Annotated in this window: 28 protein-coding genes and 1 other RNA gene; 12 read left to right on the top strand and 17 right to left on the bottom strand. The window is 32.9% G+C overall.

All coding sequences use genetic code 11. The annotated features are described in order from the left end of the window. The first annotated feature begins 323 nt into the window (after positions 1–323). Together argS and OS188_RS09645 are read left to right on the top strand one after the other, a co-directional pair. The gene (gene argS / locus OS188_RS09650) at positions 324–2,108 is read left to right on the top strand and encodes an arginine--tRNA ligase (protein WP_267148632.1); all 1,785 of its coding nucleotides are present in this window, start codon (positions 324–326) and stop codon (positions 2,106–2,108) included. Between the two features lie 132 nt (positions 2,109–2,240). Further along, a complete protein-coding gene (locus OS188_RS09645) occupies positions 2,241–2,639 on the top strand; it encodes an STAS/SEC14 domain-containing protein (protein ID WP_267148631.1) in 399 nt (132 codons plus the stop codon). Positions 2,640–2,643: 4 nt separating this feature from the next. On the opposite strand, the gene OS188_RS09640 is transcribed toward OS188_RS09645, so the two are convergent. The 12 genes from OS188_RS09640 to OS188_RS09585 form a co-directional block, all read right to left on the bottom strand. Beyond that, positions 2,644–3,306, bottom strand: coding sequence for a hypothetical protein (locus tag OS188_RS09640; RefSeq protein WP_267148630.1), 663 nt, complete (start codon positions 3,304–3,306; stop codon positions 2,644–2,646). A 72-nt stretch (positions 3,307–3,378) separates the two neighbouring features. Beyond that, positions 3,379–3,828: a tRNA (cytidine(34)-2'-O)-methyltransferase gene (locus OS188_RS09635; RefSeq protein WP_267148629.1), complete on the bottom strand. Its 450-nt coding sequence runs from the start codon at positions 3,826–3,828 to the stop codon at positions 3,379–3,381. 86 nt (positions 3,829–3,914) lie between these two features. Next, positions 3,915–4,058, bottom strand: a complete 144-nt coding sequence (locus OS188_RS09630) for a hypothetical protein (protein WP_267148628.1) — start codon at positions 4,056–4,058, stop codon at positions 3,915–3,917. A gap of 145 nt (positions 4,059–4,203) precedes the next feature. Beyond that, positions 4,204–5,238: a DUF481 domain-containing protein gene (locus OS188_RS09625; protein WP_267148627.1), complete on the bottom strand. Its 1,035-nt coding sequence runs from the start codon at positions 5,236–5,238 to the stop codon at positions 4,204–4,206. A 12-nt stretch (positions 5,239–5,250) separates the two neighbouring features. Continuing rightward, positions 5,251–6,966, bottom strand: a complete 1,716-nt coding sequence (locus tag OS188_RS09620) for a metal-dependent bile salt hydrolase (protein WP_267148626.1) — start codon at positions 6,964–6,966, stop codon at positions 5,251–5,253. Between the two features lie 55 nt (positions 6,967–7,021). Then, positions 7,022–7,786 (bottom strand): tryptophan synthase subunit alpha, encoded by a 765-nt coding sequence (gene trpA, locus OS188_RS09615; RefSeq protein WP_267148625.1) that lies wholly within the window; start codon positions 7,784–7,786, stop codon positions 7,022–7,024. A 162-nt stretch (positions 7,787–7,948) separates the two neighbouring features. Continuing rightward, the gene (trpB, locus tag OS188_RS09610) at positions 7,949–9,130 is read right to left on the bottom strand and encodes a tryptophan synthase subunit beta (RefSeq protein WP_267148624.1); all 1,182 of its coding nucleotides are present in this window, start codon (positions 9,128–9,130) and stop codon (positions 7,949–7,951) included. Then, positions 9,127–9,759 carry a phosphoribosylanthranilate isomerase gene (locus OS188_RS09605; protein ID WP_267148623.1) on the bottom strand — a complete coding sequence of 211 codons (633 nt, stop codon included), beginning with the start codon at positions 9,757–9,759 and terminating at the stop codon, positions 9,127–9,129. The genes trpB and OS188_RS09605 overlap by 4 nt, the downstream gene beginning before the upstream one ends. Continuing rightward, on the bottom strand, positions 9,756–10,541 hold the full coding sequence (trpC, locus tag OS188_RS09600) for an indole-3-glycerol phosphate synthase TrpC (protein ID WP_267148622.1): 786 nt from the start codon (positions 10,539–10,541) through the stop codon (positions 9,756–9,758). The genes OS188_RS09605 and trpC overlap by 4 nt, the downstream gene beginning before the upstream one ends. After that, a complete protein-coding gene (gene trpD / locus OS188_RS09595) occupies positions 10,538–11,536 on the bottom strand; it encodes an anthranilate phosphoribosyltransferase (RefSeq protein WP_267148621.1) in 999 nt (332 codons plus the stop codon). Before trpD ends, trpC begins: the two co-directional genes overlap by 4 nt. Positions 11,537–11,590: 54 nt before the next feature. Further along, entirely contained in the window at positions 11,591–12,178 is a 588-nt protein-coding gene (locus OS188_RS09590) for an anthranilate synthase component II (protein ID WP_267148620.1), read from the bottom strand. A 131-nt stretch (positions 12,179–12,309) separates the two neighbouring features. Beyond that, complete coding sequence (locus OS188_RS09585) at positions 12,310–13,713, bottom strand: anthranilate synthase component I family protein (RefSeq protein ID WP_267148619.1); 1,404 nt, start codon at positions 13,711–13,713, stop codon at positions 12,310–12,312. A gap of 382 nt (positions 13,714–14,095) precedes the next feature. On the opposite strand from OS188_RS09585, the gene OS188_RS09580 reads away from it, so the two are divergent. The 4 genes from OS188_RS09580 to OS188_RS09565 all read left to right on the top strand — a co-directional run bounded on the left by OS188_RS09580 (position 14,096) and on the right by OS188_RS09565 (position 16,060). After that, entirely contained in the window at positions 14,096–14,614 is a 519-nt protein-coding gene (locus OS188_RS09580) for a TlpA family protein disulfide reductase (RefSeq protein WP_267148618.1), read from the top strand. 5 nt (positions 14,615–14,619) lie between these two features. After that, positions 14,620–15,219: a thioredoxin family protein gene (locus OS188_RS09575; RefSeq protein WP_267148617.1), complete on the top strand. Its 600-nt coding sequence runs from the start codon at positions 14,620–14,622 to the stop codon at positions 15,217–15,219. Between the two features lie 94 nt (positions 15,220–15,313). Then, on the top strand, positions 15,314–15,628 hold the full coding sequence (locus OS188_RS09570; protein WP_267148616.1) for a rhodanese-like domain-containing protein: 315 nt from the start codon (positions 15,314–15,316) through the stop codon (positions 15,626–15,628). 45 nt (positions 15,629–15,673) lie between these two features. Beyond that, positions 15,674–16,060: a rhodanese-like domain-containing protein gene (locus tag OS188_RS09565; RefSeq protein WP_267148615.1), complete on the top strand. Its 387-nt coding sequence runs from the start codon at positions 15,674–15,676 to the stop codon at positions 16,058–16,060. Here the strand turns inward: OS188_RS09565 and OS188_RS09560 are convergent. Further along, on the bottom strand, positions 16,057–16,944 hold the full coding sequence (locus OS188_RS09560) for a helix-turn-helix domain-containing protein (protein ID WP_267148614.1): 888 nt from the start codon (positions 16,942–16,944) through the stop codon (positions 16,057–16,059). The genes OS188_RS09565 and OS188_RS09560 overlap by 4 nt on opposite strands. 117 nt (positions 16,945–17,061) lie before the next feature. Between OS188_RS09560 and OS188_RS09555 the strand changes: the two genes are divergently transcribed. Together OS188_RS09555 and OS188_RS09550 are read left to right on the top strand one after the other, a co-directional pair. After that, the gene (locus OS188_RS09555) at positions 17,062–17,289 is read left to right on the top strand and encodes a hypothetical protein (protein ID WP_267148613.1); all 228 of its coding nucleotides are present in this window, start codon (positions 17,062–17,064) and stop codon (positions 17,287–17,289) included. 471 nt (positions 17,290–17,760) lie between these two features. Further along, positions 17,761–18,024 (top strand): hypothetical protein, encoded by a 264-nt coding sequence (locus OS188_RS09550; protein ID WP_267148612.1) that lies wholly within the window; start codon positions 17,761–17,763, stop codon positions 18,022–18,024. 187 nt (positions 18,025–18,211) lie between these two features. Here OS188_RS09550 and ssrA read toward each other — a convergent pair. Then, positions 18,212–18,606: a transfer-messenger RNA gene (gene ssrA / locus OS188_RS09545) on the bottom strand. 288 nt (positions 18,607–18,894) lie between these two features. Between ssrA and OS188_RS09540 the strand changes: the two genes are divergently transcribed. The 3 genes from OS188_RS09540 to OS188_RS09530 are packed head-to-tail and all read left to right on the top strand — an operon-like array spanning position 18,895 to position 21,271. After that, positions 18,895–20,100, top strand: coding sequence for an NAD(P)-dependent oxidoreductase (locus OS188_RS09540; RefSeq protein ID WP_267148705.1), 1,206 nt, complete (start codon positions 18,895–18,897; stop codon positions 20,098–20,100). 17 nt (positions 20,101–20,117) lie between these two features. Further along, positions 20,118–20,900: an SDR family NAD(P)-dependent oxidoreductase gene (locus OS188_RS09535; RefSeq protein ID WP_267148611.1), complete on the top strand. Its 783-nt coding sequence runs from the start codon at positions 20,118–20,120 to the stop codon at positions 20,898–20,900. An 11-nt stretch (positions 20,901–20,911) separates the two neighbouring features. Continuing rightward, positions 20,912–21,271 (top strand): DUF1801 domain-containing protein, encoded by a 360-nt coding sequence (locus OS188_RS09530; RefSeq protein WP_267148610.1) that lies wholly within the window; start codon positions 20,912–20,914, stop codon positions 21,269–21,271. Positions 21,272–21,295: 24 nt separating this feature from the next. Here the strand turns inward: OS188_RS09530 and OS188_RS09525 are convergent, their stop codons facing one another. The 3 genes from OS188_RS09525 to OS188_RS09515 all read right to left on the bottom strand — a co-directional run bounded on the left by OS188_RS09525 (position 21,296) and on the right by OS188_RS09515 (position 23,586). Beyond that, a complete protein-coding gene (locus OS188_RS09525; protein ID WP_267148609.1) occupies positions 21,296–22,129 on the bottom strand; it encodes a hypothetical protein in 834 nt (277 codons plus the stop codon). Positions 22,130–22,371: 242 nt separating this feature from the next. Further along, positions 22,372–23,190, bottom strand: coding sequence for a 3-deoxy-8-phosphooctulonate synthase (gene kdsA / locus OS188_RS09520; protein ID WP_267148608.1), 819 nt, complete (start codon positions 23,188–23,190; stop codon positions 22,372–22,374). A gap of 33 nt (positions 23,191–23,223) precedes the next feature. Next, on the bottom strand, positions 23,224–23,586 hold the full coding sequence (locus OS188_RS09515; RefSeq protein ID WP_267148607.1) for a hypothetical protein: 363 nt from the start codon (positions 23,584–23,586) through the stop codon (positions 23,224–23,226). A gap of 230 nt (positions 23,587–23,816) precedes the next feature. On the opposite strand from OS188_RS09515, the gene typA reads away from it, so the two are divergent. After that, the gene (gene typA / locus OS188_RS09510; protein ID WP_267148606.1) at positions 23,817–25,616 is read left to right on the top strand and encodes a translational GTPase TypA; all 1,800 of its coding nucleotides are present in this window, start codon (positions 23,817–23,819) and stop codon (positions 25,614–25,616) included. The last annotated feature ends 6 nt before the right edge of the window (positions 25,617–25,622 follow it).

Below are 25,622 nucleotides of genomic sequence, written 5' to 3'. Positions count from 1 at the left end.
TAGCTTTGTCTAACAAAAATTGTGAAAAGAGACGTAATAATCTAATTTATGGGTTTTAATGCCAAAAAATTGGTTGAAATGATGCTAAAAAAAATTGACTAAAAAAGAGCTTTCGATGAAAGGTAAAAAAGTAGGAAAAACTGCACTTTAGTCGATGAAATGCATGTTCTGCATTTTCTAAAAATACAATTGGATATGGTGCTAAAATTAGAATTAATTTGGTGTTTTGAGTTTATAAAATTTAATAAGCCATATTAACTACATGGATAGGCTTTTCAGCTGTGATAAAAGTTTTATCTTTGCATCCTTAAAAAACATAAACCATGAGTCTTCAAGATATCCTAAGCAAGCAAGTTATTCAAGCCGTTCAAACTAATTTTGGGAAAGAACTTCCATCCGTCGAATTTCAGGCTACAAGAAAGGAGTTTGCTGGAGATATAACTGTAGTTATTTTTCCCATGTTACGAGTTGTTAAAGGAAACCCAGTACAAATAGGCGAAATTATTGGAGAATACTTAGTTGAGCATGTGGAAGAAGTAATTGGTTTTAATGTTATAAAAGGGTTTTTAAATGTTGAAATAAGTGATAGTTATTATATTCAGTTTTTTAACAAGATTAGTACAGATTTACAGTACGGTTATGTTAGTCCAAAGCCAGAAGATAAAGCTGTTATGGTAGAATATTCTTCGCCAAACACCAACAAACCATTACATCTTGGACATATTAGAAACAATTTATTGGGTTATAGCGTATCTGAAATTTTAGAAGCTTCTGGAAAGAAAGTTTATAAAACACAAGTCATTAACGACAGAGGTATTCACATTTGTAAAAGTATGGTTGCTTGGCAGCATTATGGAAATAACGAAACCCCTGAATCTACGGGAGTTAAAGGAGATAAACTTGTTGGGAACTATTATGTGAAATTTGACCAGGAATACAAAAAGGAAATTCAAAATTTAATTGCAGAAGGTCAAACTGAAGAGGAAGCAAAAAAGAATGCGCCTATTTTAAAAGACGCTCAAGACATGCTTTTAAAATGGGAAGCTGGCGATGAGGAAGTGGTTGCACTTTGGAAGAAAATGAATGCTTGGGTTTATGCTGGTTTCGACATTACTTATAAAAACTTAGGGGTAGATTTTGATACCTTATATTACGAAAGCGAAACCTATTTATTAGGAAAAGAGTTTATTACTGAAGGTTTAAAAACAGGTGTTTTCTTTAAAAAGGAAGATGGTTCTGTTTGGTGCGATTTAACAGACGAAGGTTTAGATGAAAAGCTCGTTTTAAGAAGTGATGGAACTGCTGTTTATATGACACAGGATATTGGAACAGCTATTCAGCGTATTAAAGATTTTCCGGACGTAGGCGGAATGGTTTATACGGTTGGAAATGAGCAAGATTATCATTTTCAAGTACTGTTTTTAATACTGAAGAAATTAGGTTTTGAATGGGCTGATAACTTGTTTCATTTAAGTTATGGGATGGTCGATTTGCCATCGGGTAAAATGAAAAGCCGTGAAGGAACTGTTGTAGATGCCGACGATTTAATAAAAGAAATGGCTTCTACAGCTGGAGACATCTCAGAAGAATTAGGAAAGCTTGACGGTTATACAGAATCTGAAAAACAAGATTTGTATAAGGTAATTGGCTTAGGAGCTTTAAAGTACTACATTTTAAAAGTAGATCCTAAAAAACGAATTTTATTCGATCCAAAGGAGTCGATAGATTTTCAAGGAAATACAGGACCGTTTATTCAATATACTTATGCCAGAATTCAATCTATATTGAGAAAAGCCAATATGGATTCTAATGTTGTCTTAGATTCAACAGAAATAACTCTACATGAAAAAGAAAGAGAATTAATTAAACAAATTCAACTTTTTGAGGAGGTTATTCAAAACGCAGCAGACAATCATAGTCCAGCTTTAATAGCAAATTACACCTATGATTTAGTTAAGGAATTCAATTCTTTTTATCAGAATGTATCTATTCTTGGTGCAGATACAGATACCGAAAAGCTATTAAGAATACAATTATCTATGGTTGTGGCTAACATTATTAAAAATGCTTTTAGCTTGCTGGGGATTCAGGTGCCAGAGCGCATGTAAATATGCTGAGAATTATTTTATAAAAAAATACATTGTAAAACAGATTGTTTTTATTTTTATTGTAACTTTATTGGTATAGATAATTGGCCTTATCTAGATTTCTAGGTTTTGTATATGCCAACCGATTAAGAAATGAAAATAATAACAGTGCCTTACGGTAAAATAATTGTTTTACAAGAGCAAATTGCTGAAGTTATAATCAACCGAGGAGTGGTTATGGACGAAGAAATGATAGGCCATTATCACGATTTATTGAGATCTAAATTAAAAGCTCCGTTCTACTTAATTATCAATAAAAAAAATGCTTATACTTATAATTTTCTTGCACAAAGAAACTTAGCAACTATCAAGGAAATTGCGGCTATGGCTGTAGTTGCATATAATCAAACAACCAGCATGGCAACAGATATGTTAGATAAGCTTCCTAGAAAAGAAGCTTGGAACCTCCGCATATTTTCAGATAGGGAAGAGGCTTTACAGTGGATTTTGTACGAGCAAGAAAAAAATAACAACCTTAACCCTAATAAGTAGAAGATTAATCGTCTTCTTCCCCTTCAAATTCGATAGTAGTTACGTCGAACTCTGCTTCAGAAAACTCGTCTTTACTCATCCAATACTCAGATGTGGTTAATACATATGTGTTTTCTCCGTTAGAAGTTAAATCCCAAATAATACTTTCTGCTTCTTCAAATGGTTCTTGGCCAGCAAGTTGATTAGAAAATAAACGCTTTATAATATTGCTATTGGCAAGTGTAGCATTAAAAGCTTTTAATACATTTTCTTTTGAAACCTCTTTATTTGGAGTCATTTCAAACTCAATTAATGTAGCTTTAGCATTTGGAAAGGTGCCATTATAAGCCCTATTTAATAATTGATTGATATTATATAATTCATGATGTAATGTAATGTCAGCATATTCTTCTGATATTTTATCCAATAACATTTCATGAGAAATTTGTTCTATCTGATTTTCGTTTAAATGCTCTGATAATTTATAATCTAAAATAATGGCAGCAGCTTCTTCTGGTTCAAAATCTGATATTGCCATAAAGAGAAGTTCAAGTAAATCCTCCGGCTTAGAGTCTTTTGCATCGTCAAAACCAAATTTTTCAAGTAATTGTATATAATCATTATTTGACCAAGCGTCTTTTAATTCTTCAACAGATTTTACACTATTGATAATCACGTGATATTTCATAAGTTTAAAATTTATATTAAGAAATTAGAACAACTTCTATACGTTCTGTTTAGCAGGTAATAGAAATTATTTCTATATAGTTTTAAGTCCTTCGTAAACAACAATGCCTACAGCATTGGCCAGGTTTAAACTTCTAACATGTTCACTAAATAAAGGAATTTTAAATAATTTTTCCGAATGGCTTTCAAGAATAGATTTTGGTAAACCCACCGATTCTTTTCCAAAAACCAAAAACATCTCATCTTCAAAGGAGATATCCCAATGAGATTTTGTACCATGACTAGATAGAAACACCATTTTTGCATTTGAGTTTGCACTAAAGAACTCGTCGATGTTTTCGTAATAATGTACATTTAAATGTTGCCAGTAGTCTAATCCGGCACGTTTTAATCGCGTATCGCTTATCTCAAACCCAAAAGGTTTTACTAAATGTAAATTGGAACCAGACGCTAAAGCCAAGCGTCCAATATTGCCCGTGTTATTTGGTATTTCTGGTTCTATAAGTACAATATTTAATGCCATAAGGTAGTTTAACTAGTGTTATTTTTAGACAAAACAAAAACCCATTCTAATAGGAATAGGTTTCTGTAAAAACTGAATAATTTTATTTATTTTTTATTTTGTTGCTTTTTTATGGTGTCCTTATCTATATCAAACTGGTTGACTTCGTTTTTTATTTTTCCAATAGGATTTGTAGGATTGGTTTGTTCCTTGGTTCGTTCAAATTTCTTTTTATCTTTTATCTTGCCCATGGCGTTTGTTTTGTTTTATGATTCATATAGAATATACAAATCTTAAAATGAAACAATATTAAAACTATCTTAAAATCAGTGTTTTAAATGTTAAATTGGTGATTTTGATTTAAAATGGTGTTTTTAATTATAAGCATTTAAATAATTAGTTAAACTCCCATCCAAAAGAAGACTGAAACACATAATCTGAATTTGAAGTTCCTTCTACTGGTTTACTATCGTAGTTATAAGATAAGCCTAGTTTTATAAAGAAATCTAAAGGCAAATCGTATTTAAAATTAAGATTATAATCCAAACGATAACGACCTCCCTCTGTTAAACTCGGGAAAAATGTTATATCCGTGTTTAAGCTAATGTCATTTAAGTCGAAAATGTTGAACTGTAAACCTCCATAGGCTTCCAGGGAGTTTCTATTTGTATTTAATTCGTCTGTATATTTTTCATTGTTAAAAGCCAAACCAAAACCTCCACCAAAATACATTCTATTTGTATGAACCATATATTTACCTAGACCTCCCTTTATAGTGGACCGTAATTTTAATTTTTGTTCATCGTTCGATAGGAAATCGGCCGACATAGAATAAAACCAGTCGTTTTTCATAAAGTAATTAATCATAACATTGGCATCTGTTCTATGCGTTTCTTCAATATCGTCTTGATTACTTCTAACCGAGTTATAACTACCAGATAGTAACCATTTGTATGCTGTATAGCTTAGATTACTACTTACAGAGAATTGTTTTAAATTATTACTTTTTGTAATATTAAAACCTAAAGATACGGAGGCTGTTAAACGAGATAAAAAATCGTTTTCTACAGGTTTTATATAGACTATATTTTTAATATCTGTAGTAAGTTCTTCGGTATGGTTTAGGGTTACTTTTCCTTCGTTTCCAGTTTTTGTGTACAGCGTGCTGTTTACTCGGGTTCCATCAGATAAGGTTAACATATAAGTTTGCTCACTTCTAATGCTAATAATATCAAGCCATGTAATTTTAAAATCAGAATCGCTATAACTTGTTTTTAATGTTAAAACACCTCTGTCCATAGATTTTATTTCTCCAATAATTTTGTCCTTATTTTTTAAAACAAGCGTGTCGTTTTGAGACCAAGAAAAACTACTGAAAAATAAAAATAATAATAAGGTTAGTTTGGTTGGGTTAGTAAAACTTAAAGACATTAATATTTAATTTTAATTAGAATTGTACACTGTATTTCCTTCTTTAATTGTTTCTAAAACAACAATATCTTTTATCTCTGAAGGAGTCACTTTTAGAGGGTTTTTGTCTAGAATAACTAAATCTGCAAGTTTGCCAGCTTTTAAAGAGCCTTTTGTGTCTTCTTCAAAATGCTGATAAGCAGACCAAATGGTAATAGCTTTTAAAGCTTCGTAAGGAGTTAATCTTTCTTCTTCTCCAATAATTACTCCGGAACGAGAAGTCCTTTCAACAGCAATCCAAACAACGCGCATAAGATTGGGTAAAGCTACAGGAGCATCTGTATGTATGGTAAGTTTTAAACCTTTGTTTAGAGCTGTTCTTGTAGGGCTAATTTTATTACCTAAACTATCTCCAATAATTTTTTTGTGCCAATCTCCCCAATAAAATGTGTGCAGGGGATAAAGTGAGGCAATAACGTCCATTTCTTTATAGGAATCTAATTGGTCATCTCGTACATATTGCCCATGTATTAAGACGTTACGTCTATCTTTATTACCATATTTTTCTGTAAGAGGCTTCATGGTTCGAATCATTTGATCCATTGCAGCATCTCCATTAGCATGGGTTAAAATTTGCCAATTATTTTTAAAAGCTTTTTCGTAAATATTAGATAATACACTGTCTTCTGGAATAGCAGGATAGCCTAAATAATCTTTTTTTGCTCCATCTGGTGGAATTAAATAGGGTTGTGTTCTCCAGGCTGTTCTACCTTGTGGCGACCCATCTAAGGTTACCTTCATTCCGCCAATTCTATAATGGTTTATATAAGATTTACTATTCCATTCAGAATCCATAAATTCATCTACAAATAGATAGTCTATATAGCTAACAACATCTATTTTTAATTTATCTGCTTTTGCTAATGAGACTAAATCTTCGTGGTTTTGCATTACTCTACCATCTTGAGCTGTTGTATAACCATAAGAAACAGCCATTTTTTGTCCAGCTTCAAAAAACTTATCCGCAGCTTCTTTATTTGTTGGAATTAAAGTTTTCATCATATATGGGATGGCTGCCAATTCTTCTAAAACACCATTAGGCTCGTTGTTTTTTTCGCGTCTAATTAAACCGCCTTCAGGGTCTTTAGTTTCAGAAGTGATGTTAAGCATTTCCAAGCCCTTTGAATTAACAACTGCAAAATGTCCAGAAATATGAACAATTATAATTGGAAATTCAGTTGAAACCTGATCTAGATCGTGTTTGGTAGGAAATCGTTTTTCCTCAAGAACCGAGTCGTCAAACCCCATTCCAAAAATCCATCCTGTCAGTTCTCTGTTTTCAGGTGTATTCCACTCTTTTAAAATATTGATAAGTGTAGGAATGTCTTTGGCCTCAGCATCTGGTGGAGGTAGAATTTGAGCTCCAATTGCTTGGGTGGAAAACATAGAAAAGTGTGTGTGTCCATCTATTAATCCTGGTAAAAGTGTTTTTCCTTGCAAGTCAATCATTTTGTGACCTGCACCAGCAATTTCCATAGCTTTATTAGAATCGCCAACAAATTCTATTTTACCGTCTCGAACAACTAAAGCTTCCGCATATTCAGGTTTTTCACCTTCCATGGTTAAAATATCGCCTCCGTAATACACAGTAGCTTTGCTTATATTAGTAGTGTTTTCTTGTTTGCTTTTTTCTTTACAAGATGTAAAGAAAACAAGAGCTAATAATAGGATTGATGTGAACTTTTTCATTAGGGTTTAAGGTTGATTAGAAACCATAAAGATATTAAAATTGTCTTTGTTTTGGCTAATCTTTTATAGTGTTTATAAACCTTTTGAGATTATTTACACCAAATTCTGATACATATTTAATAAATGCACTTCCAATAATGGCACCTTTTGCAAATTGTGTGGCTTGGTTAAAAGTTGTTTTATCTGAAATTCCAAAACCAACTATTTGAGGATTTTTAAGCTTTAAATTAGCAATGCGTTTAAAGTATTGAGTTTGTGCTTCGCCAAAACCTGATTGACTTCCAGTAACACTAGAGCTACTTACCATATAGATAAACCCGTTGGAAATAGAATCGATATATCTTATGCGTTTTTCACTTGTTTGAGGTGTGATTAAAAATATATTGATGAGTTTGTGTTTTTCAAAAATCTCTTGATACTCATCGTGATAAACATCGACAGGTAAATCTGGAATAATAAGTCCGTCGATGCCAACTTCCTGACATTTTTTACAAAAGGCTTCTACGCCATACTGTAAGATTGGATTAAAATATCCCATGATAATTAGAGGAATAGAAACAGTTTTTCTAATGTCTTTAAGTTGGGTAAAAAGAACTTTGGTCGTCATTCCGTTGTTTAGAGCTTGAGTGGAGCTCGCTTGAATGGTTGGGCCATCGGCAAGTGGATCGCTAAATGGTAGTCCAATTTCTAATATATCTACACCGTTTTTTTCTAAACCTTCTATAATAGAAACTGTATTATCTAGACTGGGGTAACCTGCTGTGAAATATATAGAAAGTAGTTTTTTGTTTTCCAGTAGTTTTTTATTAATTCTATTCATTTTTTATTGCTTAAATGCGTGTCTTTTATTTCTTAATTATCAAGTCTGAAGTAAAAAAACAACTTCCTAGATTTTCTTCTGCGTTAAGGATTGAGGCAGTTGTTGGAGCTCCTTGCAAAGAGCGACTGCCGAAAGCCTGACCCTTGTGGTAACGCCATGATGCTATAATTTAAAATGATTGATATAGGTTTCTAAATCTTTATCGCCACGGCCAGATAGACTTAGCACAACAACATTGTTTGGTTTAAATTGTTTCTTTTTAAAGGTGGCTAAGGCATGAGAGCTTTCTATAGCGGGAATAATTCCTTCTAATTGACAAAGCTCTAATCCTGCGTTCATAGCTTCATTATCTGTAATTGATAGAAATTCTGCACGACCTGACTTATACAAATGTGCATGCATAGGTCCAACTCCGGGATAATCAAGTCCTGCCGAAATGGAGTAGGGCTCCGTAATTTGTCCATCGGTTGTTTGCATTAAAAGTGTTTTACTACCATGGATAATGCCTTCTTTTCCTAATACAGAGGTAGCAGCACTTTCTCCAGAATGAATGCCTTTTCCAGCAGCTTCTACGGCAATTAATTTAACATCTGTATTGTCTAAAAAATGGTAGTAAGCTCCGGCCGCATTACTACCACCGCCAACACAAGCTATTATGTAGTCTGGTTTTGTTTTCCCCGTTTGTTCTTTTAATTGCCATTGAATTTCTTCTGAAACTATAGCTTGAAACCTAGCAACCATGTCTGGATAGGGATGAGGCCCAACCACAGAACCTATAATATAATGTGTGTTTATTGGATTGTTAATCCAGTCTCTTATAGCCTCGTTAGTTGCGTCTTTTAGAGTTTTACTTCCTGATTTTGCCGGAATTACTGTTGCACCAAGCATTTTCATTCGTGCTACATTTGGAGCTTGTCTAGCAATATCAATTTCTCCCATATAAATAATACATTCTAAACCCATTAAAGCACAAACAGTAGCTGTGGCTACCCCATGTTGTCCTGCTCCGGTTTCGGCGATAATACGATGTTTTCCTAAGCGTTTTGCCATAAGAATTTGACCTATGGTATTATTAATTTTATGAGCTCCTGTGTGGTTTAGGTCTTCGCGTTTTAAATAGATGTTCGTCTCATATTTTTCGGAAAGGCGTTTGGCAAAATAGAGGGGAGATGGCCGGCCAACATAATCCTTTAATAGCTGATGGAATTCTTTTTGGAATTCTGAATCCGACATAATTTTTAAATAATTCTGCCTTAATTCTTCTACATTTGGATAGAGCATTTCTGGAATATAAGCACCTCCAAAATCTCCATAATAACCTTTTGTGTTTATATTGTAGCTCATAATTGCGTTATAAATGTTTTTAACTTTTCAATGTCTTTTAGTCCTGGAGATGTTTCAAATTTACTATTAACATCAATGGCATAGCAATACTTGGAAACTGGTTTTTTAAAAAATGTCTTTAAGTTTTCCAATTCGTTTAAGCCTATGCCTCCACTTAAAATAAATGGTTTTGTAAAAGGGTAAATATTTAAAGTTTTCCAATTAAAAGTATATCCATTTCCTCCTGGATTATTCCCTTTAGTATCGAAAAGGAATTTATCGACCTTATTTTCAAAAGGTTTTAGCTTGTTGAAGTCGAAATGATCTTCCATAGCAAATACTTTCCAAACAAGTACATTTGGAGACAATAGCCTTAAAGCCATATTTAAACGCAATACATAAAGTTCGTCTTCCTTGCCATGTAGTTGAATAATATTTAATTTGTGTCTTATTACTTTTTCTACAATATCAAAAACTTCGGCATTTACAAAAACACCAACTTTCTTTATTTGTTTTGGTATTATAGAGTGTTCGTTTTCAAAAAACCGTGACGATTTTTCATAGAAAATAAAACCTAGATAATCAGGCTCTAAACTTGCAACCTCTTGGATGTTTTTAGGGTATTTCATACCGCAAACTTTTAGCTTCATCTGTCTATGTTTTTTATGAATTCTTTGGCACTTTTTCCAGGATTCTCAGTCTTCATAAAATTCTCACCTATTAAAAAACCTTGATAGCCATAAGCCTGCAAGTCTGTAATAGCTTCAACAGAACTAATGCCACTTTCTGATACTTTTAGAAAATTGTTTGGTATAAGTTTGCTTAAGGTTTTGCTGGTTTCAAGACTCACTTCAAAGGTCTTTAAATCTCTGTTATTAATACCAATCATATCAAGGCTAGGCATAAGAGATTTATGTAGTTCTTCTTCGTTATGAACTTCCAAAAGCACTTCTAAATTCAGGCTTTTTGCTAATTCTGAAAATCTTTTTATTTCAGCTTTTGTCAGGATGGCGGCAATTAATAAAATGACGTCTGCACCAAAGGCTTTGGCTTCAATAATTTGAAGTTCGTCTATTATAAATTCTTTTCTAAGAATGGGTAAATTGCAATTTTGTCTGGCAGTTATTAAATCGTCTAATGTGCCTCCAAAATATATTTCATCGGTTAAAACGGAGATACCACAAACCCCTGCATTTTCATAACCAATGGCTATATCTTCTACTAAGGCCGTATTATTTATCATGGACTTTGAAGGGGAGCACCTTTTAAATTCGGCAATAATTCCAGAATGGCTATTTTGTAATTTCCGGGTTAAGGAAAAGGTGTTTCTCTCAAAAAAAGGAATCTGTTCAAGCATTTTTACAGTGAAGATCTCTTTTTTTAAGATGAGTTCTTGACGTTTGTCTGTTATTATTTTGTCTAAAATGTTCATGTTTTATTGCTTATATCTACTAATTGTTTAAAACTATTTAGAGCTTTCCCGCTTTCCAAAGACTCTTTTGCTAAATTAAAACTGTCTGCTAGAGGCTTTTTTGTAACTGTTGCAATTGCCATAGCAGCATTGGCACAGACTACATTGTTTTGGGCTTCTGTACCTTGACCGTTTAATATATGAGTAAATATTTTTGCTGAAGTTGCTACAGAATTTCCGCCATGAATTGCTTCTTGTTCTAACGGTTCTACATCAAAATCTTCAGGACTTATTATAAATTCGGAATTGTTTTGAATAACTTTTGTTGGTCCTGTTAGAGAAATTTCGTCATATCCATCTAAAGCGTGGAGAATGGTGTAATTTGTATCTGTATTTTGATATAAATAACCGTACATACGCAGTAATTCTAAATTGAAAACACCAACCAGTTGATGTTTAGGAAACGAAGGGTTTACCATAGGCCCGAGCATATTAAAGAATGTTTTCATTCCAAGTTCTCGTCTAATTGGAGCCACATTTTTCATGGCTGGGTGAAATAACGGTGCATGTAAAATACAAAAGCCAGCTTTGTCTAAACAGCGTTTTAGAATATCTGTGTTTGTTGTAAACTTTACACCTAAATACTCTAAAATATTGGAAGACCCACAGGTCGATGATACGCCATAATTTCCGTGTTTGGTTACGTTTATACCCGTTCCAGCTGTTACAAACGAGGCCAAGGTTGAAATATTAAACGTGTCTTTGCCATCCCCGCCAGTACCACATAAATCGATTGTGTTGTATGCCTCTAGATCTACTGGAATACACAATTCTAAAAGGGCGTCTCTAAACCCAGAAAGTTCTTCAATAGTAATACTTCTCATCATAAAAACAGTTAGAAAAGATGCCATTTGGCTTTGGTTATAGTTCCCTTTAGAGATATTTACCAAAACTTGTTTAGCGTCTTCCCTAGAAATACGCTCTTGATTTTGGAGGCTGTTTAAAATTTGTTTCATATTAATCCTGCCATAGCAGACGTTTTTTAATTGGTGTTAAATGATTGTTTTTGTTTATAGGATTCCTGCTTTTTCAGGAATTTGTAACCAATTTGCTAATATTTGTTTTCCATGTGGTGTTAAAACGGACTCTGGGTGATATTGAACGCCTTTTACATCGTAAAACTTATGTCTTAAAGACATAATTTGTCCATTGTCATCAAAAGAGGTTGCTTCTAATTCTTTTGGGAGATTGGTGTCTACTACCCACGAGTGATATCTTCCAACTTGAAATGATTTGTCCAAGCCATTAAATAAAACTTCATCTGTAACACATGTTGTAACTTTTGTTGCTACGCCATGAAATACTGTTTCTAAATTGATTAGTTTGCCACCAAATACCTCGGCTATAGCTTGCTGTCCTAGGCAAACACCTAAAATACTTTTTGTGGCAGCATACTTTTTAATAATTGGTTTTAGCAGACCAGCTTCGTCTGGAATCCCTGGACCTGGAGATAGTATAATTTTGTCAAATGCTTCAACATCATCTAAATGAAGTTGGTTGTTTCTTTTTACGGTTACTTTACACGCTAAATCTTCTAAGTAGTGAACCAGGTTGTAGGTAAAACTGTCGTAATTATCAATAACTAATATGTTTTTCATAGTCATTTCCCACGAAAGTGGGAATCTTTTTGTTAATATTTATTTTTTGAATAATAAGCTAAGATTTGAGATTTGTTAATTTTCAAATTTAAAATAGTTATCATTCACGAGGTTCCTGCCTTCGCAGGAATTTATATCTCCTCCGCAATTTCAATAGCTTTTGTTAAGGCTCCTAATTTATTATAAACTTCCTGTAGTTCGTCTTCAGGATTTGATTTTGACACCAAACCAGCTCCAGCCTGCCAATGTAATTGATGATCTTTGCTTAAAAAGGTTCTAATCATTATGGCGTGATTAAAATTTCCTTCAAAATCCATAAAACCAATGGCTCCACCATAAAAGCCTCTATTGGTTTTTTCGTATTTTTCAATAAGCTGCATCGCTTTATATTTGGGAGCACCACTTAAAGTCCCCGCTGGAAATGTGTCTGCTACAACTTGCATGGTTTTTGTGTTTTTATGTACAGTACCAACTACTTTACTCACTAAATGTATGACGTGCGAAAAAAATTGAACTTCTCTGTATTTCTGTACTTCCACCTCACTTCCGTTTCTACTTAAATCGTTTCTCGCTAAATCGACCAACATGACGTGTTCGGCATTTTCCTTATTATCCGATGCTAGTTTTTTTGCTAATTCAGCATCTTTTTCATCGTTTCCAGTGCGTTTAAAAGTTCCTGCAATTGGGTGAATTTCAGCTTTATTCTTATTAATAACCAATTGTGCTTCTGGAGAGCTTCCAAAGATTTTGAAATTCCCATAATCGAAATAAAAGAGATAAGGTGAGGGATTGATACTGCGTAGCGCCCGATACACATTAAAGTCGTCGCCCTTAAAGTCTTGAGAGAATTTTTTTGAAAGCACTAATTGAAATACATCGCCACGAGCACAGTGTTTTTTTGCAAGATCAACTTGCTCTTTGTATTCATTATCGCTAAGGTTTGATTTGGTTTTACCTTGTGCTGAAAAACTGAAAGCGGCAAAGTTTTTAGACTTTATAAGTTGAAGTAAGGTGTCTATATTATTTTCAGCATTAAAACAATGAGCAAATATATAGGCTTCATTTTTAAAATGATCTATGGCAATAATGTTTTGATAAACAGTATAATAAATGTCTGGAATGCGAAGGTTGTTTTCCTTTTTTGAAATACTAATATCTTCAAAATATCGAACGGCATCGTAAGCTATATATCCGAAAATGCCATTATTTATAAATTTGAAATTCTTGTCAGATTGTATTTTAAAACGTTTTGTAAATTTATGGAGCAGATCTGGAACATGTGTGTTTTTATCTATTTTGCTTTTAAAAATACTCCCATCAGGAAAGGTTTGAGTAATTACTTCGTCTTTTACTTCTATAGAGGCAATTGGATTGCAACAGATATACGAAAAGCTGTTGTGGTTTACACGGTAATCGCTACTTTCTAATAGAATACTATTGGGGAATTTATCCCGTATTTTAAGATAAATGCTGACAGGCGTCATGGTATCTGCAAGTATTTTTTTATAATGTGTGTATAAACTAAATGTCTTCATACTAATTGTTATTGTTTTTTTCTGCACTTGCTATCTGACAAGCATTAAGTGAAAATTTCTAATTAATTTAAACAAAAAAAAGGCTTGTCGTGAATGACAAGCCTTGTTATTTTGAGTTTAAAATATACAATGGAGTTACTTCACGAAGTTTGCGTTTCGAAAGTTCCACCACCAAGTATTATTTAAAAATAGATTCATTTGTAATTTTCTAAGAAGTCAAAGATAGAAATGATAATGAGCTTATCAAATAAAAATTTAATAATTTTTATTTAAATTGAAATGAAAGGAACCGATGCCTATAATTTTTCTTATTTTAGTGGAAATCTGTTTAATATTTTGTTAAAGTTAGATTTTCTTGAAAAGTGATTCCTAATTTTATGCCATGAGGTATTTATTGATTTTATTGGTGTTTTCGTTGATTTCATGTAAAAATGAAAGAGAAGTAAAAGCACATGAGTCTGCGAGTACAGAGGTGCAAAAATCGGACTTAGAGATTGTGGATTTTAAGGGTTTGGAAAAATACTTAAGTACTAACACAGATAAGACTTATATTGTTAATTTTTGGGCTACCTGGTGTGCGCCCTGTATTAAGGAACTGCCTTACTTTGAAACTTTAAATAAAAAATATTCCGATAAGAACGTAGAAGTTATCTTGGTGAGTTTAGATTTTCCACATGTATATGAAACTAAATTAAAGCCATTTATAGCGGAGAATAATTTAGAATCTAAAGTTGTAGTATTAAACGATATGGATTCTAATACCTGGATTCCAAAAGTAGATAAAAGTTGGTCTGGTGCTATTCCTGCCACTTTAATTTTTAATAAAGAAGAACGTGTGTTTTTTGAGAAGGCTTTTACTTACGCCGAATTAGAACACGAAATTAATCAATTTTTAAAATAATTATTATGTATAAATTAAAGATATTTACGGTTATTGCATTATTCATGTCAGTTATTTCCATGGCTCAAAGTGGTTATAAAGTAGGGGATATTGCAACAGATTTTAGTCTAGAAAATGTTGATGGAAAAATGGTTTCATTATCAGATTACAGTCAGTCCAAGGGGTTTATAATTGTATTTACCTGTAATACTTGCCCTTTTTCTGTGGCATATGAAGATAGGATTAATGCTCTAAATAAAAAGTATGTCTCTAAAGGTTATCCTGTAATAGCTATTATGACAAATAATCCAGCAGCTAGTCCAGGTGATTCTATGGAAGCTATGCAGGCTAGGGCTAAAGCAAAAGGATTTACGTTTCCTTATTTAATGGATAAAGGCCAGCATATTTACCCAAAATACGGAGCAGCCAAAACGCCACATGTCTATGTCTTACAAAAAGCGAAAAAGGGAAACCAAGTAAAATATATTGGTGCCATTGATGATAACTACCAACATCCAGACTCTGTAAATCAGAAATATGTTGAAAATGCTGTAGATGCTTTATTGGAAGATCAGCCTATAAAAGAGACGCATACCAGGGCTGTAGGCTGTACTATAAAAATATAATTCTATCTATATATTGAACAGCAATTCTAAAGGGTTTTATTGGTTTTAATTGAATAAGAATTGGTATTTTTGCAAAAAAAATAATACAAGTTTTATGGCAGATTTAACGCAAGACAAATGGCAAGAGCAGTTATCTAAAGATCAAAACGCTCAAATTTTAGATGTTAGAACAGAAGAAGAATTAGAGGAAGGAAAAATTCCAAATTCCATCTGTATAGATATCTATCTTGGACAAGAATTTATTGACAAGGTAGAGTGTTTAGATAAAAGTAAGAACTATTACATCTATTGCCGTTCTGGAGGAAGAAGTGCTCAAGCTTGTGCTATTATGGGACAATTAGGTTTTAAAAACACTTATAACCTGTTAGGTGGAATTAGTGAATGGGAAGGTGAAACAACCTGTGAATAAACTTGCATGATGTTCTTAAGCTTTCAATTTTAAAAAATTTATATAATGAAACACGTCTTAATATTCTCTTTATTTTTAATTACATTTTTTAGTTGTAAAGAAACTAGAAGCGAGCAAATAAAAGTTGTTACAGCAGAAGAAATGCAAGATATATTAGATTTAGAAGAGGTTCAATTAATAGATGTAAGAACGCCTGAAGAGTTTAATGATGGTCATATAACAAATGCTCAAAACATCAATTTTTACTCCGATACTTTTGAAGAAGATATTTTAAAATTAGATAAATCCAAGCCTGTTATTTTATATTGTAAATCAGGTAGACGAAGTGCTGCTTGTTCTGAAAAATTAGTAGAAGCTGGTTTTGTTAAAGTTTACGATTTAAAAGGAGGAATAACTCAATGGAAACATCAAGGATTGGAAACTAATAACTAGTGAAAAAAGTGTTTATCGATAAATGTTTTAATCGTTTCGTAATCGCTTTCATAAAGTCTAGGCGGAGCTAAGCTCTTAAGTTCTTTTTGCAGCTCTTTATCTTCCCAAATTATTCGAACACCTATAATCGAATTTAAGTCGAAACTGTCATTTCTGGATGCATAAGAAGCATATAAATAGTCTCTATTTATTCTTTTAAAGAAATTAAATATCTCTGCAGTTAACAGCATAAAATTCTCATTACAATCCGTGTTAATATCATAAGCATAAAAAACGGGGGTCTTCTGTTTCTTATAATCAACTAAATCGTTTATTGTAATATCTTCTTCGCTTAGCTCTCTTTTTTTAATTTTATTATAAAATCTCTTAGAAATTGGTAGAAATACGGTATGTCCCGAATAGAATCCAGAGCTATCAAAAATAATCTTATTTAATTCAGGGAGCAATTGTGTGGCCTTCAGAATTAATTCTTTAGAAATAGGTTTTAAAATATGCGCTTGTATTAAAGTAGAGCGAATAATTTCATTTAAATCTGAATCATATTTTATTGTTCGTAATCTATTGGTTGAGGTTTTTAGGTCTAAAATCCAATTTGGATCCGGTAGTTCTTTAGACATTGTGCTTAAAGAGTATCTTCTTACATTAAAATCGTAAAAAGTAGGAATAGATACAGGGGCATTTAGATTTCTAATTACCTGATACGGAATAAAAGTTATATCTACCATAGCCTCTTCCTTATCTGGTTTTAGTAGGGTTTCATTCTTTTCCCATCTAATTATGGTTCTAATATCCACATCAAATTTACCAGCCAATTCGGCCTGAGACATATTTTTATAGCTTCTAAAATCTATAAATAAAGCACCTAAAGATGTGTATTTTTTCATAGAACTTTTTTCTTTATCTATGTAAAAATAGGTTTTTTTAATTTAATGACATGATATGTCATACCATAGAAACTGCTTAGGTTTTACATTTGCTTCAATAAACTGTAAAACTATAAAATGGTAAAAACTACAAGTGAAGGAGACGATGATAAGCTGTTTAATCTTGAACATATAAGGCGGGAAGAAAATAAATTAATTGTAGCTCAAGCCTTCGAGGAAAGTATTAGTAGTTTGGCGACTATAGATGCTGTTATAAGTTGTCTTAATGAGTTGAATAGGATTATGGATGAAAATAAAATCATTAAGAAGCGTTTTGATAATAAAAATCCAAACTCCTTCAATTAAACTAAGGTGTAAATAGTTATGATTCAAGCCAAATTATTGTTTTTAGAGCAAGAATTAATTCAGAAACCTGAAAAAAATAAAGACTTATTGGAGGCTCTTTTTAATTTACGGGAACTTCTCAAGCAAATAGATTTTAGTGCAGAGGTGGTCTCTTTGGAAAGTAGTAGGAAGCTCTCAAAATTGTTTCGTTCCTTAAAGAATAAACCTTTAACCGAAAAAGAAATAATAATAATAAGGCGGCTGATAAAAGTCTAAGATATTATGTTAATTTTTAAATATTTGTTTGTTTTTTAATATTTTATGTGTTAATAATGTACGTTCGTCTAATAAACTTGACCTTAGTCCGTTCTTTTGTAGTTCGTTGATAATTTGTTGTATGTTTAAGTAATTACGTATTTAAAGAATAAGGCCCCAAATTTTCATTCATAAAGCGTAGGTAGTATCATTTATTAACTAAAACTTATTATCATTATGAACGGTTATCTTATTTTAGCAATTATTGGCCTTATGTTTCTCGCTATTTACGCGTATTCTTATCGAACTGTAATTTTAGAGGACAAAAAGCGAAAAGAAATTTGGGAGAAAAAACGTCATTTAGAAATGGCTTATAATGCTCGTCGAAAAGAGCGCTCCGAAAAGCGACGTCAAAAACTTGATAGATTTATTGAACGAAGTAAAGAAATACAACAAGAGCTTCTTGAACTAAAAAACTCAAAGCAAATACAAGCTAATTAGAGTTTTACAAATCTTAAACAAAAAGCCTCTAAAACATATTCTGTTTTAGAGGCTTTTTGTTATAGCATACTTAAGTACTTATTCAATAGTTAAAGGTTTAGACTAATGAAGTAAGATTTATAAAACTGACACCTAATTTGTTACCTAAAAAAACAAACCCTTGTATGCTGGTGCATACAAGGGTTAAATGTGGAGTCGGAGAGAATCGAACTCTCGTCCAAACAAGTAATCAAAGAGCTTTCTACACGTTTATTCTTTTCTTGGTTTTTCGATTACAAGCTGGTTAAAGACAACCCACTTGCAACTTATCTTCTTTAGTTTCAAAAGTAAACCGAAGCGTTCTACTTTCTATATTAACATTTACGATGCCTCTATTCGAACGCCGTTAATCAAGGCTTTCAGGAGACATTTAGCTTGTACACCTTGTGTACCTAGGCCAATCTTACTATAATTCAGATTAGGCAGCTAAAGCGTAGTTATTCTCGCCGTTTAAAAGTGTGACCTAGCCTTTTACGTGTCTCAAAGTCATTACACGACGTGCTTACTATCTAATTAATCTCGCTGTCAAAACCAGTCGACCCCAATATTTTTATTACAACAGGGATTTTGTTAATTAAATAAAAAAATAAGTTCTCTTATTATAAGCTTATCCCGTTCCAATACTTAGAAAGTTTTGTAAGTACCTTCTATCTAATTTTCTTTATTATAAAGAACTTTTTTAAAAGGAAAGCGAAGTTACAAAAAAAAAGTTGTGCAACTTCATAAATCCATGTATTTTCGTGCAAATTCTATACCAAAATCTATTGTCTCCTCGAGATATTTCCCAAGGAAACAATATAGTATCAATTTAAATTTTTTTTATCAATGAACATTAAATTTGCCCTTATAAAAGAACGCAAAAATCCACCAGATAGACGTGTGGTTTTTTCACCAGAAAAACTTGCAGAAGTAAGAAGTCAATTCCCGGAGGCAAGCTTTAAAGTAGAAGCCAGCGATATTCGTGTTTTTCCTGATTCGGCCTATAAGGCTTTGGGTTTTGAAGTGACAGACGATGTTAGTGATTGCGACGTAATGCTTGGGGTAAAAGAAGTTCCTATTGACAATTTAATTTCAAATAAAAAGTATTTTTACTTCTCACATACTATCAAAAAGCAACCTTATAATAGGAAATTGCTTCAAGCCATGCTTGACAAAAAGATTGAAATGTACGATCACGAGAGTATTGTTAAAAAAAGTAATTCACGATTAATAGGCTTTGGTCGTTATGCTGGTTTGGTAGGGGCTTACAATGGGTTTAGAGCTTTAGGTTTAAGAGATGGTTTGTTTAACTTACCTAAAGTGGAAACTTTGGCAGACTTAAATGAAGTAAAGGCAGAGTTAGATAAAATTACAATTCCAAATATTAAAATAGTTCTAACAGGAACAGGAAAAGTTGCTCAAGGAGCTAAAGAAATTCTAGACCATTTAAAAATAAAGGAGGTGAGCGACGCCTTGTATTTAACTTCTAAATTCTCTGAGCCAGTATACTGTATGGCAGATGTTATGGAATATAACGTACGTATAGACGGTAAGGTGGGAAGAAAACAAGAGTTTTATAAAGATCCAACTGGATATAAAAGTAATTTTATGCCTTATGCTAAGGTGACAGATTATTTTATTGCTGGTCATTTTTATGGCAATAATGCACCTTATTTGTTTACCAGGGAAGATGCTAAACACGCTGATTTTAGAATTAATTTGGTAGCAGATATTAGTTGTGATGTCGATGGGCCTGTAGCTTCTACCTTAAGAGCTTCCACTATAGCTGATCCATTTTATGGCTATGATGCAAAAGCGGAAAGTGAAGTGCCATTTAATACTAAAGGTTCCATAACAGTAATGGCAGTAGATAATTTACCATGCGAATTACCTAAGGATGCTAGTGAAGGTTTTGGAGAAATGTTTTTAGAGCACGTAATTCCTGCTTTCTTTAATGGAGATGAACGTGGAATTTTAAAAAGAGCAAGAATTACTACGGAAAACGGAATACTTACAGATAGGTTCTCTTATTTACAAGATTATGTAGATGGAAAGTAAATCTCAAAATAATTTGGATGAGTAAAACCGCATTGGTTACAGGGGGAGCTTCTGGTTTAGGTCTTGAGTTAGCACTTTTACTGGCTAAAGATGCTCATAATCTAGTTTTAATAGATATTGAAGCAGAAAAACTTAAGGAAGCGAAACAACAAATTGAATCTGATTACTCGGTTGGCGTTCAAATTTTAACTAAGGATTTAAGTCAAGTCAATATTTCTGAGAAAATTATGGCCGAATTAAATGGTTTAGAAATAGATGTGTTAGTTAATAATGCTGGTTTTGGTTTATTCGGTACCTTTCTGGAAACCGATTGGAAACGTGAGGAGCAGATGCTCAATTTACATGTTATGACCACGACTCAACTAACAAAACTAGTGCTTAAAGGTATGATTGCTAGAGATTCCGGAAAGATTTTGAATTTATCTTCTTTGGCAGCTTTTCAGCCAGGGCCACTAATGTCTTTATACTACGCGACTAAGGGGTATATTTTATCTTTTTCGGAAGCCATTGCGTGCGAATTAAAAGACACGGGAGTTACAGTTACAGCCTTATGTCCTGGACCTACAAAAACATCCTTTCAGCAAGTGGTTTCCAGTAGTTCATCTAATAATAAAATAACTTTCAATATGGCTAGCTCTAAAGATGTTGCTGCCTATGGTTATAAAGCTATGAATAAGGGGAAAGTATATGCTATTCCAGGAAGGTTTAACAAGCTATTAGCTACTTTGCCTCGTATAATGCCTAGAAATACTGCAGCAACTATTGTTAAAAAGATCCAGGAGAAGAATAGAGAGGACTAAGATAGCATTTAATGAAACCAGCCGAAGAATACATATTAAATCAGCCAGAGCCATTCCAGTCCATGTTAATTTATTTACAACGTGTTATTCAGCAGGAAGTATCTGATGCTAATTTACTTTACAAATGGCGTTTGCCATTTTTTTATGTGGGAACACGACCACTTTGCTATTTAAACCATAGTAAAGATTATGTCGATGTCGTTTTTTGGAATGGTAGAAAATTAACCGTTCATACCGAACATTTAACTTTAGCGGGACGAAAAAAGATGAAATCTTTGCGTTATAAAAGTCTAGAGGAAATTGATGAAAGTATTCTTAAAGATCTTGTAAACGGAGCTTATAGTATTCGCGACAGGAGGTTTTATGACTAAAGCCAAGCGTCAAGTTATAACCAATTAAACTTTAAAAATGGCTCCGAATGAAATAACAGATTCAATAAACATAAAGTGCTGAGAAGCTCTGTCGTTAGGATTTCTTGTTGTTCTAATATCCGGCATATTAATATATCCACCTGTTACATCTCCTTGAATATAAAAATGCTTGAAAAAAGTAAGGTTTAGTCCTACGTTTAAAGACATACCATAGCCAGCCAAATGAAATTCGTCGTAACGATCTTTGTGCATTAGGGTAGTGTTTGTTTTTGGGTATAGAGCTCCAAAGCCAATTCCTTCAGTAATATTTACTTGAAACTTATCTGTATTAGTAATTCCAAAAATTGATGATATGTCATCAAATCTACCAAACTCTAAATACAGATAGTTTAGCCCATCTGTGTGTTCAAACATCAGGAAATCTTCTGTCATTTGAATTTCTTCATTTTGATAAACACCATTATATATAGAACCAGGTTCGTCACTTGGTAAATCGATATATCCATTTATATTTACATATTGGTTTTTGGTCATAACATATTTCATATGATCAAGACCAAAAGCTAAATAATAATTGTCTGTAATAAAATAGCCTACTTTAAAATTGGTTTGTGGAATGGTTAGGCGTTTAGGGTTTATATAATCTATATGCCAACCTTTTCCTTTGTCGTGGGCTTTAACATTCTGTAATGTAAATTTGTAGTTATCACCTTTAAATGTGATATCAGATTTTGTAAAAGCTTCTCTATTACCTCCCCAGCTTAAGAATAATTTACCTTTATTATGCGAAGTGTAAAGCGATGTGGAATCTTTTTGGGCAAAGACGCTCCAGCTTAAAACGTTAAAGAGTAATATCATTAACGTTTTAGACAAGTTTACTGTCATTAGTTAGTTACTTTATATTTAGTTCTAGTGTTAGACGTCAAGGTTGTCGGTTCCTTAACATCCGAGCAAAAAAAAGCAACAGTTTTGCTGTTATTTGTTTTTAGAGAAAATACGTATAACAGAAAAACTGCAGCTAGTTCTTTTTTCGGTTTGCAAAAATAGGGATAATTATCCTATAAGAAGGTAATAAGACATGACTATTACAGCTATATTTATTATAAGCTTTGAACGGTTTTTCTAATAGCCACTAAATTAGATAATAGCTTCTCTAAATTATCTAGGTGTAACATATTAGCACCGTCGCTTTTAGCATGTGCCGGATCGAAATGTGTTTCAATAAAAAGACCATCAACATTGTTTACAATTCCAGCTCTAGCAATGGTTTCAATCATATCTGGTCTACCACCTGTAACTCCAGCACTTTGATTAGGTTGTTGTAAAGAATGGGTTACGTCTAATATAGTGGGTGCATATTGGCGCATGGTAGGAATACCACGGAAATCGACAATCATATCTTGATAGCCAAACATGGTGCCTCTATCTGTAATCCAAACTTTATTATTTCCAGCATCCAATACTTTTTGCGCTGCATGTTTCATGGATTCGGGACTCATAAATTGTCCTTTTTTCAGGTTGACAACTTTCCCTGTTTTTGCAGCAGCAACAACTAAATCTGTCTGGCGCACTAAAAAAGCGGGAATTTGTAGAACATCTACATATTGGGCAGCCATTGCAGCATCAGAAACCTCATGAATATCTGTTACCGTTGGTACGCTAAATGTATTAGAAACTTTTTGAAGAATTTTAAGCGCTTTTTCATCTCCAATACCCGTAAAACTATCAATTCTGCTTCTGTTTGCTTTTTTAAAACTACCTTTAAAAATAAACGGAATTTCGAGTTTATCAGTAATAGTTATAATTTTTTCGGCTATACGCATAGCCATATCTTCTCCTTCAATGGCACATGGTCCGGCAAGTAGAAAAAAATTATTGGAATTAGTAAACTTTATTTTAGGTACTTCGTTGAGAGTCATATCTACTTAAATTTAGACTGCAAAGATACATATTTAGAATGCTTTTTTCATACTATTTCTTATCATCCAAAGCGACATTAAAAAGTTGCCAAAAACAAATACGCCACTAAGAATAAGGAAGTCTTGGATGGTTTCGGAAAAAGAAATGATATTAAGGGAGTTCATTAAATACGCTAGAATCATATAAGAAGATAAGCAAACAAAAATAATCCCCAAAGAAAAGTTTAATTGTTTGCTGGGTTTTATTAGTTGCCAAACAAATGGGATCCCAAATAATAGAATCGGGTAGGCAGTTACTCCTTCTATTTTGTTAACGCTTGAAAACCAATATGCTACAGCAGCTATAAAATATAGGTAAGGAATGAATTTTGTATATTTGTTAATCAGGAGTTTCATGTTATAAGCGATTTTATTATCTAAATCAAACCAAGGTAATTAATGCTATTAAGTTTGGTAATTTGCTGAGCAATGCCTTTTGCTAAAAATTAATAACATTATAAACGAAAGGTACAAACTGATACTTTATACATAGGGAACTATAACATTTAATTAACTATTAATAAGAATAAAACAGTTGTGCTAAAAAAATAAAACGTAACTTTGCACGCTCAAAATAAAGCACCTATATGGCTAACATTAAAAACATTGCAATTATTGCCCACGTCGATCACGGTAAAACTACTATGGTTGATAAAATCATGTACCATTGTCAATTATTCCGTGAAAACGAGAATACTGGCGATTTAATTCTAGATAACAACGATTTAGAACGAGAAAGAGGAATAACAATTACCTCTAAGAACGTGTCTGTAATTTATAAAGACACTAAAATAAATATAATTGATACACCTGGTCACGCCGATTTTGGAGGTGAAGTTGAACGTGTATTGAATATGGCCGACGGTGTTTTATTGATAGTTGACGCTTTTGAAGGTCCTATGCCTCAAACACGTTTTGTATTACAAAAAGCTATTGATTTAGGTTTAAAGCCATGTGTGGTTATTAATAAAGTTGATAAAGAAAACTGTACGCCAGACGATGTACACGAGGCTGTATTTGACTTAATGTTTGAACTTGGTGCTGAAGAATGGCAATTAGACTTTCCAGCGGTATATGGTTCTGCTAAGAACAACTGGATGAGTGATGATTGGAAAAATCAAACTGAAAATATCGAACCATTATTAGATATGGTTATCGAACATATTCCTTCTCCAAAAATTCCAGAAGGAAATACGCAAATGTTAATTACATCTTTAGACTTTTCTTCTTTTACAGGACGTATTGCTATTGGTAGGTTAACTCGTGGCGAATTAAAAGTAGGACAAAACATTTCTTTGGTAAAAAGAGATGGAAGTATTGTAAAAAATAGGATTAAAGAACTTCATGTTTTTGAAGGAGTAGGACGTAAGAAGGTTGAAGAAGTTCAACCTGGAGATATATGTGCTATTGTTGGATTGGAAGGTTTTGAAATTGGTGATACCGTTGCCGATTTTGAAAATCCTGAAGGTTTAAAAACTATAGCAATAGATGAGCCTACAATGAGTATGTTGTTTACTATTAACGATTCGCCCTTCTTTGGAAAAGACGGAAAGTTTGTAACTTCTAGACATATAAAAGACCGTTTAAACAAAGAACTAGAAAAGAATTTAGCCTTACGTGTTAATGAAACCGATAGTGCTGATAAGTTTATGGTTTTTGGTCGTGGTGTATTACACTTATCGGTTTTAATTGAAACTATGCGTCGTGAAGGTTACGAATTACAAATTGGTCAACCACAAGTAATTATTAAAGAAATTGACGGAGTTAAATGTGAACCAGTGGAAGAGATGACCATCGATTTACCAGAAGAAGTTTCTGGAAAAGCAATTGAAATGGTGACTATGCGTAAAGGTGAAATGCTAAGCATGGAGGCTAAAGGAGACAGAATGGTTTGTGAATTTTTAGTTCCATCTAGAGGGATTATTGGTTTGCGTAATCAACTGTTAACAGCTACTGCCGGAGAAGCTATTATGGCACATAGATTTAAAGAGTACCAACCTTTAAAAGGAGGTATTCCAGAACGTCAGAATGGATCTTTAGTTTCTATGGAAAAGGGGCAAGCTATTCCTTATTCTATTGATAAATTACAAGATAGAGGTAAGTTTTTTGTAGATCCAGGTGAAGACATCTATGAAGGTCAAGTAATTGGTGAAAACTCTCGTGGAGATGATATGACTGTAAACGTTACTAAAACTAAAAAGATGAGTAACGTACGTAGTTCTGGTGCAGACGATAAAGCTAAAATTGTACCAGCTATTAAGTTCTCGTTGGAAGAGGCTTTAGAATATATTCAAAAAGATGAGTATGTTGAAGTAACACCAAATCACATACGTTTACGTAAAATTTTATTGACAGAAGTAGAACGTAAAAGAAATAAAACTATTTAATTTAAA

The sequence above is a fragment of the Xanthomarina sp. F1114 genome (assembly GCF_026410255.1).
Classification (GTDB): Bacteria; Bacteroidota; Bacteroidia; order Flavobacteriales; family Flavobacteriaceae; genus Xanthomarina.
The sequence above is the reverse complement of the archived record's forward strand: the minus strand, read 5'-3'. Positions and strand labels throughout refer to the sequence as shown.